Origin of the sequence: Streptomyces sp. NPDC029044, assembly GCF_040637495.1 — a bacterium.
Taxonomy (GTDB): Bacteria; Actinomycetota; Actinomycetes; order Streptomycetales; family Streptomycetaceae; genus Streptomyces.
The window spans coordinates 41,425-53,347 of sequence record NZ_JBEZWN010000024.1 but is presented as its reverse complement, the minus strand read 5'-3'; the positions used below and the strand labels follow the sequence as shown (position 1 = coordinate 53,347).

Genomic DNA, 11,923 nt, shown 5'->3' with positions numbered 1-11,923 from the left:
TCCGTGTGACGCTCCGGCGAAGACCGGCACGGCCCCGCGCGAGGGACGTGAGGGTGTTGTCGGCGGGGCCCACTACTCTCGCGGACATGGCTGTGAACACGACTCCGGAAGCCCCGCTGCCCGTCGGCGAGGTGTCGCGGCTCATCGGCGGCTGGATCGACCGGCTCGGGGCGGTGTGGGTCGAGGGGCAGATCACGCAGTTGTCGCGGCGGCCGGGTGCGGGGGTGGTGTTCCTGACCCTGAGGGACCCGTCGTACGACATCTCGGTGAGCGTCACCTGCTACCGGCAGGTGTTCGACGCCGTCGCGGACGTGGTGAGCGAGGGCGCCCGGGTCGTCGTCCTCGCCAAGCCCGAGTGGTACGCCCCGCGCGGCCAGTTGTCGCTGCGGGCCGCCGAGATACGGCCCGTCGGGGTCGGGGAGCTGCTCGCGCGCCTGGAGCAGCTGAAGAAGGCCCTCGCCCGGGAGGGGCTGTTCGCGCCGGAGCGCAAGAAGCCGCTGCCGTTCCTGCCGCAGCTGGTCGGGCTGGTCTGCGGCCGGGCCTCGGCCGCAGAGCGGGACGTCCTGGAGAACGCGCGGCACCGCTGGCCCGCCGTGCGCTTCGAGGTGCGCAACGTCGCCGTGCAGGGCGTGCACGCCGTGCCGCAGGTCGTGCAGGCGGTGAAGGAGCTCGACGCGCTCGACGACGTGGACGTGATCATCGTCGCCCGGGGCGGCGGCAGCGTGGAGGACCTGCTGCCGTTCTCCGACGAGCAGCTGATCCGCACGGTCGCGCAGTGCCGCACGCCGGTGGTGTCCGCCATCGGGCACGAACCGGACAATCCCCTGCTGGACCACGTCGCCGACCTGCGTGCCTCCACCCCGACCGACGCCGCCAAGAAGGTGGTGCCGGACGTCGGCGAGGAGTACGAGCGGGTGCGGCTGCTGCGGGACCGGGCGCGGCGCTGTGTGGCGGCGCTGGTCGACCGGGAGGAGCGGGGGCTGGCGCACGCGCTGGCGAGGCCGTCGATACAGGACCCGCACCGGATGATCGACGTGCGCGCCGACCAGGTGGCGGACCTGCTCGACCGGGGCCGGCGCTGTCTGCGGCACCAGCTCGACCGCGCCGACTCGGAGCTGTCGCACACGCACGCGCGCGTGGTGGCCCTCTCCCCCGCCGCGACCCTGAAGCGCGGGTACGCCGTGTTGCAGAAGGCGGACGGGCACGCGGTCCGCGACCCGGGCGAGGTGGCGAGCGGGGAGGCCCTGCGCGCGCGGGTCTCCGAGGGTGAGTTCTCCGTACGAGTGGACACATAGGGTGGGTGGATGACCAGCGAGGTTGACGAGACACCGGGCACGAGCGAGGCGCTCGGGTACGAGCAGGCGCGGGACGAGCTGATCGAGGTCGTCCGGCGCCTGGAGGCGGGCGGTACGACGCTGGAGGAGTCCCTCGCGCTCTGGGAGCGGGGCGAGGAGCTGGCCTCGGTGTGCCGGCGGTGGCTGGAGGGGGCGCGGGCGCGGCTGGACGCGGCGCTGGCGGAGGAGGCCGCGGAGGACGAGGACACGGAGTGACCAGGGCGTTCGGTTCGTGATATACGACACCCCCACATTGGTTGAACGTTGAACTTCATTCGCGTACGGTCGACGACGTCAGCCGGGTCATCCGGATCGACAGTCGCGAGAAAGTGCATCCATGTCCCTCGTTCTTGACCCCGCAGCCCAGGACCTTCTGTTCCGTGAGGCCCGCAGCGCCAACACGTTCACCGACGAGCCGGTGACCGATGAGCAGGTGCAGGCGATCTACGACCTGGTCAAGTACGGTCCGACCGCCTTCAACCAGACCCCGCTGCGCATCACCCTGGTCCGCTCCCTCGAAGCCCGCGAGCGTCTGGTGGCGCACATGGCCGAGGGCAACCGGCCCAAGACCGCGAGCGCCCCGCTGGTGGCGATCCTCTCCGCCGACAACGAGTTCCACGAGGAGCTGCCGCAGCTGTTCCCGGCCGCCCCGCAGATCAAGGACGTCTTCTTCGCCGAGCGCCCGGTCCGCGAGAACGCCGCCGCGCTGAACGCCGCCCTCCAGGCCGCGTACTTCATCGTCGGCGTCCGCGCCGCCGGCCTGGCCGCCGGACCGATGACCGGCTTCGACTCCGAGGGTGTGCGCAAGGAGTTCCTGGACGACGACCACACCCCGCTGATGGTCGTCAACATCGGCCGCCCGGGCCCGGACGCCTGGCACCCGCGCTCCCCGCGCCTGGACTTCGACCAGGTCGTCACGACCGTCTGAGCGACGAACACGAGGAAGGCCCCCGGCGCATCCGCCGGGGGCCTTCCTCGTGCGGGTTCACTTCGCCTCCAGCGCCTCGGCCATCTTCGTCAGCTGCGCGAACGAGGCGGTGCCCGTCACGACCGTCGTCGAGCCCTTGGTGCCCTCCAGGACCAGCGCGTCGTACCGGCCGCCCTCGTAACGGGTCCACGTCTTGCCGGAGATCTCCTCGGTCTTCCCGGTCTCCCGTGCGCCCTGGGTCGCCTCGTCGAGGAAGACGGGGCGCCGCTGAGTGGACTGCTCGACCGCCACGTACTCCCCCTCGGGATCGTGGAAGCCGAGGTGCCAGGCGTCGAACTCGTCGCCCCGGAAGCGGACGGAGGTGGCCTTCCATGTGCCGGGCAGACCCTCGGGCGCGGCCACCGGGTAGGAGGCGGCGCGGCGTGCCGTGAGCAGTTCGACCCGGTAGTCGACGGCCTTGACGTCGGGCGCGCTGTCGTCGTGCGGGATGAAGAGGTACACGAAGCCCGCCACCAGGACGATGACCCCCATGGAGAGGATCATGTCCCGCGCCGTCTTCTGCTTGCCGTTCTTGCCTGCCACGCCCCCTATCGTCGCAGGTCCCTGCCGCGCTCATCCGTGGGGGCCCCTGCTCATTTTGCGGCCTCGGCGATAGAGTCGGGCGACATAGCCCTCATCCGGCCGTCGTCGTACAGAAAGGTGCGCTCCGATGACCGAGCATCATCACTTGCCGTCCGAACTCGATGTGCCCTCCGAGGCCCCCGACCGCAACCTCGCCCTGGAACTGGTCCGGGTCACCGAGGCCGCGGCGATGGCCGCGGGCCGCTGGGTCGGGCGGGGTGACAAGAACGGCGCCGACGGTGCCGCGGTACGCGCCATGCGCACCCTCGTCTCCACCGTCTCGATGAACGGCGTCGTCGTCATCGGCGAGGGCGAGAAGGACGAAGCTCCCATGCTGTTCAACGGGGAGCGCGTGGGCGACGGGACCGGGCCCGAGTGCGACATCGCCGTCGACCCGATCGACGGCACGACGCTGACCGCGAAGGGCATGACGAACGCGATCGCGGTGCTGGCCGCCGCCGAGCGCGGGTCCATGTTCGACCCGTCCGCCGTCTTCTACATGGACAAGCTCGTCACCGGCCCGGAGGCGGCCGACTTCGTCGACATCAACGCCCCGGTGTCGGTGAACATCCGGCGGGTCGCCAAGGCGAAGCGGTCGGCGCCGGAGGACGTGACGGTGGTGATCCTGGACCGCCCGCGGCACGAGGGCATCATCAAGGAGATCCGGGAGACCGGGGCCCGCATCAAGCTGATCTCCGACGGCGACGTGGCCGGCTCGATCCTGGCGCTGCGCGAGGGCACGGGCGTCGATCTGCTGCTCGGCATCGGCGGTACGCCCGAGGGCATCATCTCGGCCTGCGCGGTGAAGTGCCTGGGCGGCACGATCCAGGGCAAGCTGTGGCCCAAGGACGACGAGGAGCGGCAGCGGGCGATCGACGCGGGGCATGATCTCGACCGCGTGCTGACGACCGAGGACCTCGTCACCGGGGAGAACGTGTTCTTCGTGGCGACCGGCATCACGGACGGCGAGCTGCTGCGGGGGGTTCGCTACCGGGCGGAGAACGCCACGACCGACTCGATCGTGATGCGGTCGCGCTCGGGCACGGTCCGCCGGATCTCCTCCGAGCACCGGCTGAGCAAGCTGCGGGCCTACAGCGCGATCGACTTCGACAAGGGGAAGTAGCCCCGAGGAGCAGCGGCACGGCACAGCGAAAGGGCGTCCCCGGTGCGGTGGGGACGCCCTTTTCGTACACCCTTTTCCTCAGCGCTGTTCGCGCCCTCGGCCGTCAGCCTGCCGCCGCTATCCGGTTCGCCGGGCGGGCCGCCTTCTTCAGCTCCATCTCGCGGCGGCGGCGCCGGGCCAGGACCACGCGGCGCTCCGCGGCGGTGAGGCCGCCCCAGACGCCGTAGGGCTCGGGCTGGAGCAGCGCGTGCTCGCGGCACTCGACCATCACCGGGCAACGGGCACAGACCCGCTTCGCCGCTTCCTCCCGGGACAGTCTCGCGGCGGTCGGCTCCTTGGAGGGGGCGAAGAACAGGCCGGCCTCGTCACGACGGCACACCGCCTCGGTGTGCCACGGGGCGTCCTGGTCCCTGTCTCGCGCTGGCACCCGCGGGGCCGGAACGGCAGCTACCTGCACGGACGAATGCGGCGGTTGCAGCACGGTCTACTCCTGACGACGGCTTCGCGAGCGAGAGACGATGCAGCAAGGCCTACCCGCTGTACGCGCGCCTATGCACTGAGTTCCGAACCGCCGGGTTCAGGGGATTCGCGCCCGTCAATGCCCCAGGTGTTTGCGCAAACTCCTGTCGACCTTGCGCTGCACCCGGTCCAGGATGTCCGCGACGAGCTTGCCCCGCTTCGGTCGCGCCTCGACGCTGCCCAGGACGGCCCAGCCGTCGACGTAGACGATGGGGGCCTGCGGGTCGCCCGAGTCGAGGGTGTCCACCTCGAAGCTGCCGAGGACACCGCTTCCCGTGCCGCGCAGCGACACGTTCTCCGGGACGCGGATGTCGACGCTGCCGAAGATCGCGAACGATTTGACGACGACCTGCTGGTGGTCGAAGAAGGCCTCGCTGAGGTCTATCTCGACACTGCCGAACACCGCGTACGCGTGGATACGGCGGCCCGCGCGCCACCGGCCCTTGCGGACGGCGCCGCTGAAGACCGCGACCACGTTGTCGTCCGGGTCGATCGGGAGGGCGCCGGCGGTGGGGCGGTGCGGGGCGGGAGCCGGGGAGGAGGCGGGACCCTGACGGTGGGCCGCGGGCAGGTCCCGTACGAAGACCTCCAGCTCGCCGACGGTCTTGGCGCGCAGCACCCCCTCGACGCGCTCGGCGTGCTCGTCGGCGGTCAGGCGGCCTTCGGCCAGGGCGTCGTGCAGGATGTCGGCGATGCGGTCGCGCTCGGCGTCGGAGGCGCGGAGCTCGGAGACGGCGGGCGCGCTCTGCTGCTGAAGGTCCTGCTGCTGAAGGTCCACCACAGCAGCGTACCGAAACACGATAGATCGCGACACCCCTCGGCGGACGCCCCCGTGCGGCGCGGCCGGGTGTGACGAACTGAGCCTTACCTCACAAGCTCGCCGTCAGCGGCAGGTTCTACGCTGGTTGGCGCCCGCCAAAGGAGGCGGGCCGCGTCTGTCGAGTGAGGAATGGGCGAGATGCCTGAGTTCGCGTACACCGATCTGCTCCCCCAGGGAGAGGACACCACCCCGTACCGGCTGGTGACCTCCGAGGGTGTCTCCACGGTCGAGGGGCCGGACGGGCGGACCTTCCTCCAGGTGGAGCCGGAGGCGCTGCGCAAGCTCGCCGAGGAGGCCATCCACGACATCCAGCACTACCTGCGCCCGGCCCACCTCGCGCAACTGCGCCGCATCATCGACGACCCCGAGGCCTCCGGCAACGACAAGTTCGTCGCGCTGGACCTGCTGAAGAACGCGAACATCGCGGCGGCCGGTGTGCTGCCGATGTGCCAGGACACGGGCACGGCGATCGTCATGGGCAAGCGCGGGCAGAACGTGCTGACGGCCGGCCGTGACGAGGAGGCCCTCAGCCGCGGCGTCTACGACGCGTACAAGAACCTGAACCTGCGCTACTCGCAGATGGCTCCGCTCACCATGTGGGAGGAGAAGAACACCGGCTCCAACCTGCCCGCGCAGATCGAGCTGTACGCGGCGGACGGCGGCGCCTACAAGTTCCTCTTCATGGCGAAGGGCGGCGGCTCGGCCAACAAGTCGTTCCTGTACCAGGAGACGAAGGCCGTCCTGAACGAGTCCTCCATGATGAAGTTCCTGGAGGAGAAGATCCGCTCGCTGGGCACCGCGGCCTGCCCGCCGTACCACCTGGCGATCGTGGTCGGCGGTACATCGGCCGAGTACGCGCTGAAGACCGCCAAGTACGCCTCCGCGCACTACCTGGACGAGATCCCGGCGGAGGGCTCCGAACTCGGGCACGGCTTCCGGGACAAGGAGCTGGAGCAGAAGGTCTTCGAGCTGACGCAGAAGATCGGCATCGGCGCGCAGTTCGGCGGCAAGTACTTCTGCCACGACGTGCGCGTGGTCCGCCTGCCCCGGCACGGCGCGTCCTGCCCGGTCGCCATCGCCGTGTCCTGCTCCGCCGACCGCCAGGCCGTCGCGAAGATCACGGCCGAGGGCGTCTTCCTGGAGCAGCTGGAGACGGACCCGGCGCGATTCCTGCCGGAGACGACGGACGAGCACCTCGACGAGTCCTCGGACGTGGTGAAGATCGACCTCAACCAGCCGATGGAGCAGATCCTCGCCGAGCTCACCCGGCACCCGGTGAAGACCCGGCTGTCGCTGACCGGCCCCCTGGTCGTGGCCCGCGACATCGCGCACGCCAAGATCAAGGAGCGGCTGGACGCGGGCGAGGAGATGCCGCAGTACCTCAAGGACCACCCGGTCTACTACGCCGGCCCGGCCAAGACGCCCGAGGGCTACGCGTCGGGCTCCTTCGGCCCGACCACGGCCGGCCGGATGGACTCCTACGTGGAGCAGTTCCAGGCGGCGGGCGGCTCCAAGGTGATGCTGGCCAAGGGCAACCGCAGCAAGCAGGTCACGGACGCGTGCGGCACGCACGGCGGCTTCTACCTGGGCTCCATCGGCGGCCCGGCCGCGCGCCTCGCCCAGGACTGCATCAAGAAGGTCGAGGTCGTCGAGTACGAGGAGCTCGGCATGGAGGCCGTCTGGAAGATCGAGGTGGAGGACTTCCCGGCGTTCATCGTCGTCGACGACAAGGGCAACGACTTCTTCCAGGACCCGGCGCCGGCGCCGACGTTCACCTCCATTCCGGTACGCGGTCCCGGACTCGCCTGACAAGGCCGGTGACGATTCGCCTCCACGGGGAACAGTGGTCGCGGCGCTGACGCTGTGACACGTGGAGGTGATCGTCGATGACCGACGAGCAGGACAGGACCGAGTACCGCACCGAGCACGACTCCATGGGCGAGGTGCGGGTGCCCGCCCACGCCAAGTGGCGGGCGCAGACCCAGCGGGCCGTGGAGAACTTCCCGGTCTCCGGGCAGCGCATCGAGCGGGCGCACATCGAGGCGCTGGCCCGCATCAAGGCCGCGGCGGCCAAGGTCAACGCCGAGCTGGGGGTCCTGGACAAGGACATCGCGCAGGCGATCCAGGAGGCGGCCGGGGAGGTCGCCGAGGGCAGGTGGGACGAGCACTTCCCGGTCGACGTGTTCCAGACCGGGTCCGGGACCTCGTCGAACATGAACACCAACGAGGTCATCGCCACGCTCGCGAGCGAGCGGCTGGGCAGCGCCGTCCACCCGAACGACCACGTCAACGCCTCCCAGTCGTCCAACGACGTCTTCCCCTCCTCGATCCACATCGCCGCCACCGCGGCCGTGACGCGCGATCTGGTCCCCGCCCTGGAGCACCTCGCGTCCTCCCTGGAGCGCAAGGCCGAGGAGTTCGCCGACGTCGTGAAGTCGGGGCGGACGCACCTGATGGACGCCACGCCCGTGACGCTGGGCCAGGAGTTCGGCGGGTACGCGGCCCAGGTGCGGTACGGCATCGAGCGGCTTCAGGCGTCCCTCCCCCGGCTCGCCGAACTGCCCCTCGGCGGCACGGCCGTCGGCACCGGCATCAACACCCCGCCCGGCTTCTCCGCCGCCGTCATCGAGGAGGTCGCCCGTACCACCGGGCTGCCCCTCACCGAGGCCCGGAACCACTTCGAGGCGCAGGGCGCCCGGGACGGCATCGTCGAGACCAGCGGGCAGCTGCGGACCATCGCGGTCGGGCTGACGAAGATCGCCAACGATCTGCGCTGGATGTCCTCCGGGCCGCGCACCGGCCTCGCCGAGATCGCCCTGCCCGACCTCCAGCCCGGATCGTCGATCATGCCGGGCAAGGTGAACCCGGTCGTTCCCGAGGCCGTCCTGATGGTCGCCGCGCAGGTCGCGGGCAACGACACCACCGTCGCGACCGCCGGCGCCGCCGGGAACTTCGAGCTGAACGTGATGCTGCCGGTCATCGCGAAGAACGTGCTGGAGTCGGTCCGGCTGCTCGCCAACGTGACACGGCTGCTGGCCGACCGCACCGTGGACGGCATCACCGCGGACCGCGAGCGGGCCCGGGAGTACGCCGAGTCCTCCCCCTCCGTCGTCACGCCGCTCAACAAGTACATCGGCTACGAGGAGGCCGCCAGGGTCGCCAAGAAGGCCCTGGCCGAGCGGAAGACGATCCGTCAGGTCGTGCTGGACGGCGGGTACGTGGAGCGCGGTGACCTGACCGCGGAGCAGCTCGACGAGGCGCTGGATGTCCTGCGGATGACCCACCCGTGACGAGGGGACACGCACGTGTGCCCGGCGCGTGAACCGTGACACGCGCCGCAGCGTCGTATGCCTACGGCACCTAATATCTGTTCATGGCAGACGGTGGAGCGATGAGACGCGTGGAAACGGGTGGTGCGGCAGGCTTCTGGGCGCCCGGGAGCCGGATCCTGTGGCGGTACCGGGAGAACGGCGGCACGCACGTGCACATCGCGCGTCCCGTCACCGTCGTCCGGGACGACGCCGACCTGCTCGCCGTGTGGCTGGCGCCCGGCACCGAGTGTGTGAAGCCCGTGCTCGCCGACGGCACACCCGTGCACCTGGAACCGCTGGAGTCGCGCTACACCAAGCCGCGGACCGTGCAGCGCGACCGGTGGTTCGGCACGGGCGTGCTGAAACTCGCCCGGCCCGGTGAACCCTGGTCGGTCTGGCTGTTCTGGGAGCCGGGCTGGCAGTTCAAGAACTGGTACGTGAACCTGGAGGAGCCGCTCACCCGTTGGGCGGGCGGCGTCGACTCCGTCGACCATTTCCTGGACATCTCCGTCCATCCCGACCGGAGTTGGCACTGGCGGGACGAGGACGAGTTCGCCCAGGCCCGGCGGGACGGGCTGATGGACGACCAACAGGCGGAAAAGGTACAGACGGCGGGGCGGGAGGCGGTGGAGGTGATCCGCGCCTGGGGCCCGCCGTTCTCGGAAGGCTGGCAGCACTGGCGCCCGGACCCCTCCTGGGCTGTACCGTCACTGCCGGAGGACTGGGATCGTACGCCCGCGCAAGTGTCCTCATGAGACCCTTGATGCGCCCCCGGGCAAGAAACGTAGGATCGTCCTCCGCAAGGGCGCGCGGCGGCAACTACCGGAGCACGCGCTGGGCTTGACCGATCGTCACCGAGGGGCGGCAGGACGTGAGCGAGGGGTACGAGGGCAACACCACAAGGGCCTGCGCCACGGGCCCCAGGGGCCGTCGGACGGCTCCTGCCGGCCGCAGACGGTCCGCCGGCGGCACAGGAACAACCTCTGACCACGCCGGAATTCCGTTCCTGGGGCATGTATTCCGGGTATCGGAGTTTCGGCGGGACCAACTGCGCGCGCGGCGCGCAGCCCCGGACGGATGGATTCGACACGCGTGACGGAGCAGCCGACCTCGTTCGAACGCCCCCAGACGGGCGTCGACCCCGCGGATCCCCGCGGGGCGTTCGTGCATACCCCGACACCGGCGCGTGCGCCCGGCGCCGGCGCCTTACCGGTACAGGGCCGCTCCGGCGGCGACGTCACCGTTCCGGTCACGACGGCACACAGCACGCCGGGCACGTCGGAGCCGGGCACCTCCACGCCGTTCGGCAAGGGCAAGGACACTGTGAGCGACCCCGCCTCCGAGCACTCCCAGCCGGGTGCCGAGCAGACCGCCGAGCGCGAGACGCCTCGGCCGCGCCCCGCCCCCGAGGGCATTCCGGTCCAGCCGGCCGACGAACAGGACCGGCCGGCGATGAACACCGACGGGCAGGAGCGGCGCAGCGGCCAGAGCCTGCCGCCGGGCCGCCCCACGCCCATGCGGCGGGACGGCGACCGGCTCAGGTTCGTGGGGGCCGCCACCCGGCGGATCGCCCGCGGCATCGACCTGGACGAGATCGTGATGGGGCTGTGCCGGGCGACCGTGCCCACCTTCTCCGACGCGATCCTGGTCTATCTGCGCGACCCGCTGCCCGTCGGCGACGAGCGGCCCACCGGACCGCTGGTGCTGCGGCTGCGCCGCACCGACCGGATACCGGCGGAGCGCGACACGGAGAACGGCTTCCTGCCGGCCGCGCAGCCCGAGCCGAACGAACTGGACACGGTCGGCGCCGAGTTGTGCGAGGTGCGGCCCGGCAGCGCGCTCGCCGAGGTCCTGAGGGGGGTGCGCCCGGTGTTCACGGACGCTCCGGCGGCCCGGGCCGCCCTGCCGGAACTGCTCGGTGAGGGCGGAGAGTTCGGCGTGCCGGACGGGCAGCGCGCGATCCTCGCCCCGCTGCGCGGCCGACGCCGGGTCATCGGTGCGGCGCTGTTCCTGCGCCGGCCCGAGCGCATGGCGTTCGAACCGGACGACCTCCTGGTGGCCGCCCAGCTCGCCACGCACAGCGCCCTCGGCATCGACAAGGCGGTGCTGTACGGCCGCGAGGCCTACATCGCGGACGAGTTGCAGCGCACCATGCTGCCCGAGACGCTGCCCCGGCCGACGGGCGTGCGGCTGGCCTCCCGCTACCTGCCGGCCGCGGAGACGGCCCGGGTGGGCGGCGACTGGTACGACGCGATCCCGCTGCCCGGCAGCCGGGTCGCCCTGGTCGTCGGTGACGTCATGGGCCACTCCATGACGTCGGCCGCCATCATGGGCCAGCTGCGCACCACGGCCCAGACCCTCGCCAGCCTGGACCTGCCGCCGCAGGAGGTCCTGCACCACCTCGACGAACAGGCCCAGCGCCTCGGCGTGGACCGCATGGCGACCTGCCTCTACGCCGTGTACGACCCGGTATCGCACCGCATCACCATCGCCAACGCCGGTCATCCGCCGCCCGTCCTGCTCCACCTGGGCGGCCGTGCCGAGGTGCTGCGCGTGCCGGCCGGTGCGCCGATCGGCGTCGGCGGCGTGGACTTCGAGGCCGTGGAACTGGACGCGCCCGCCGGGGCGACCCTGCTGCTCTACACCGACGGCCTGGTCGAGTCGCGCCTGCGCGACGTGTGGACGGGCATCGAGCAGCTGCGGGAGAAGCTCGCCGCGGTCGCGCAGCTCACCGGGCCGGACCATCCGCCGCCCCTGGAAGCGCTGTGCGACGAGGTGCTCGACATGCTCGGCCCGGGCGACCGGGACGACGACATCGCGCTGCTCGCCGCCCGCTTCGACGGGATCGCACCCAGCGACGTGGCGTACTGGTTCCTGGAGCCGGAGGACGCGGCCCCCGGCCGGGCCCGCCGGCTGGCCCGGCGCGCGTTGCAGCGCTGGGGCCTTGAGGAGCTCAGCGACTCCGTCGAGCTGCTCGTCAGCGAGGTCGTGACGAATGCCGTGCGGTACGCGTCCCGGCCGGTCACGCTGCGGCTGCTGCGCACGGACGTGCTGCGCTGCGAGGTCGGCGACGACGTGCCGCAGCTGCCGCGACTGCGCCAGGCCCGGGCCACCGACGAGGGCGGCCGGGGACTGTACCTGGTGAACCGGATGGCCCGGCGCTGGGGCGCGACCCGGCTGAGCACGGGCAAGGTGGTCTGGTTCGAGCTCAACCGCGGCTGAGGTCCGCGAGGACAAGCGAAGGGCGCCCGGTGTTCACCGGGCGCC

General features: G+C 71.3%; 11 protein-coding genes. 8 read left to right on the top strand and 3 right to left on the bottom strand.

Annotation, left to right across the window (positions count from 1 at the left end; all coding sequences use genetic code 11):
- The first annotated feature begins 86 nt into the window (after positions 1 to 86).
- From xseA to AB0E85_RS20490, 3 genes are all read left to right on the top strand, one after another.
- Positions 87 to 1,295, top strand: a complete 1,209-nt coding sequence (xseA, locus tag AB0E85_RS20500; protein ID WP_361928975.1) for an exodeoxyribonuclease VII large subunit — start codon at positions 87 to 89, stop codon at positions 1,293 to 1,295.
- A gap of 9 nt (positions 1,296 to 1,304) precedes the next feature.
- The gene (locus tag AB0E85_RS20495; RefSeq protein ID WP_361928972.1) at positions 1,305 to 1,550 is read left to right on the top strand and encodes an exodeoxyribonuclease VII small subunit; all 246 of its coding nucleotides are present in this window, start codon (positions 1,305 to 1,307) and stop codon (positions 1,548 to 1,550) included.
- Positions 1,551 to 1,671: 121 nt separating this feature from the next.
- Positions 1,672 to 2,262: a malonic semialdehyde reductase gene (locus AB0E85_RS20490; protein WP_361928969.1), complete on the top strand. Its 591-nt coding sequence runs from the start codon at positions 1,672 to 1,674 to the stop codon at positions 2,260 to 2,262.
- Positions 2,263 to 2,319: 57 nt separating this feature from the next.
- Here AB0E85_RS20490 and AB0E85_RS20485 read toward each other — a convergent pair whose 3' ends face one another.
- Positions 2,320 to 2,844 (bottom strand): DUF4245 domain-containing protein, encoded by a 525-nt coding sequence (locus AB0E85_RS20485; protein WP_361928966.1) that lies wholly within the window; start codon positions 2,842 to 2,844, stop codon positions 2,320 to 2,322.
- A 127-nt stretch (positions 2,845 to 2,971) separates the two neighbouring features.
- Between AB0E85_RS20485 and glpX the strand changes: the two genes are divergently transcribed.
- Positions 2,972 to 4,006, top strand: coding sequence for a class II fructose-bisphosphatase (gene glpX, locus AB0E85_RS20480; RefSeq protein WP_033311180.1), 1,035 nt, complete (start codon positions 2,972 to 2,974; stop codon positions 4,004 to 4,006).
- A gap of 103 nt (positions 4,007 to 4,109) precedes the next feature.
- On the opposite strand, the gene AB0E85_RS20475 is transcribed toward glpX, so the two are convergent.
- Positions 4,110 to 4,487 carry a WhiB family transcriptional regulator gene (locus AB0E85_RS20475; protein ID WP_361928964.1) on the bottom strand — a complete coding sequence of 126 codons (378 nt, stop codon included), beginning with the start codon at positions 4,485 to 4,487 and terminating at the stop codon, positions 4,110 to 4,112.
- A 114-nt stretch (positions 4,488 to 4,601) separates the two neighbouring features.
- Positions 4,602 to 5,303 (bottom strand): DUF1707 domain-containing protein, encoded by a 702-nt coding sequence (locus AB0E85_RS20470; RefSeq protein WP_361928962.1) that lies wholly within the window; start codon positions 5,301 to 5,303, stop codon positions 4,602 to 4,604.
- Positions 5,304 to 5,483: 180 nt separating this feature from the next.
- Here AB0E85_RS20470 and AB0E85_RS20465 point away from each other — a divergent pair, with 180 nt between their 5' ends.
- The 4 genes from AB0E85_RS20465 (at position 5,484) to AB0E85_RS20450 (ending at position 11,878) form a co-directional block, all read left to right on the top strand.
- A complete protein-coding gene (locus AB0E85_RS20465; RefSeq protein ID WP_361928959.1) occupies positions 5,484 to 7,154 on the top strand; it encodes a fumarate hydratase in 1,671 nt (556 codons plus the stop codon).
- 77 nt (positions 7,155 to 7,231) lie between these two features.
- Positions 7,232 to 8,635 (top strand): class II fumarate hydratase, encoded by a 1,404-nt coding sequence (locus AB0E85_RS20460; protein ID WP_361928956.1) that lies wholly within the window; start codon positions 7,232 to 7,234, stop codon positions 8,633 to 8,635.
- 83 nt (positions 8,636 to 8,718) lie between these two features.
- On the top strand, positions 8,719 to 9,411 hold the full coding sequence (locus tag AB0E85_RS20455) for a DUF402 domain-containing protein (RefSeq protein ID WP_361928953.1): 693 nt from the start codon (positions 8,719 to 8,721) through the stop codon (positions 9,409 to 9,411).
- 322 nt (positions 9,412 to 9,733) lie between these two features.
- Positions 9,734 to 11,878 (top strand): SpoIIE family protein phosphatase, encoded by a 2,145-nt coding sequence (locus AB0E85_RS20450; protein WP_361928951.1) that lies wholly within the window; start codon positions 9,734 to 9,736, stop codon positions 11,876 to 11,878.
- Positions 11,879 to 11,923: the final 45 nt, after the last annotated feature.

What these genes read in the sequence shown, in the direction of transcription:
- AB0E85_RS20455 (WP_361928953.1), top strand. Translation starts at nt 8,719, where the DNA reads ATGGCAGACGGTGGAGCGATGAGACGCGTGGAAACGGGTGGTGCGGCA.
- glpX (WP_033311180.1), top strand. Translation starts at nt 2,972, where the DNA reads ATGACCGAGCATCATCACTTGCCGTCCGAACTCGATGTGCCCTCCGAG.
- AB0E85_RS20460 (WP_361928956.1), top strand. Translation starts at nt 7,232, where the DNA reads ATGACCGACGAGCAGGACAGGACCGAGTACCGCACCGAGCACGACTCC.
- AB0E85_RS20450 (WP_361928951.1), top strand. Translation starts at nt 9,734, where the DNA reads ATGGATTCGACACGCGTGACGGAGCAGCCGACCTCGTTCGAACGCCCC.
- AB0E85_RS20490 (WP_361928969.1), top strand. Translation starts at nt 1,672, where the DNA reads ATGTCCCTCGTTCTTGACCCCGCAGCCCAGGACCTTCTGTTCCGTGAG.
- AB0E85_RS20465 (WP_361928959.1), top strand. Translation starts at nt 5,484, where the DNA reads ATGCCTGAGTTCGCGTACACCGATCTGCTCCCCCAGGGAGAGGACACC.
- xseA (WP_361928975.1), top strand. Translation starts at nt 87, where the DNA reads ATGGCTGTGAACACGACTCCGGAAGCCCCGCTGCCCGTCGGCGAGGTG.
- AB0E85_RS20495 (WP_361928972.1), top strand. Translation starts at nt 1,305, where the DNA reads ATGACCAGCGAGGTTGACGAGACACCGGGCACGAGCGAGGCGCTCGGG.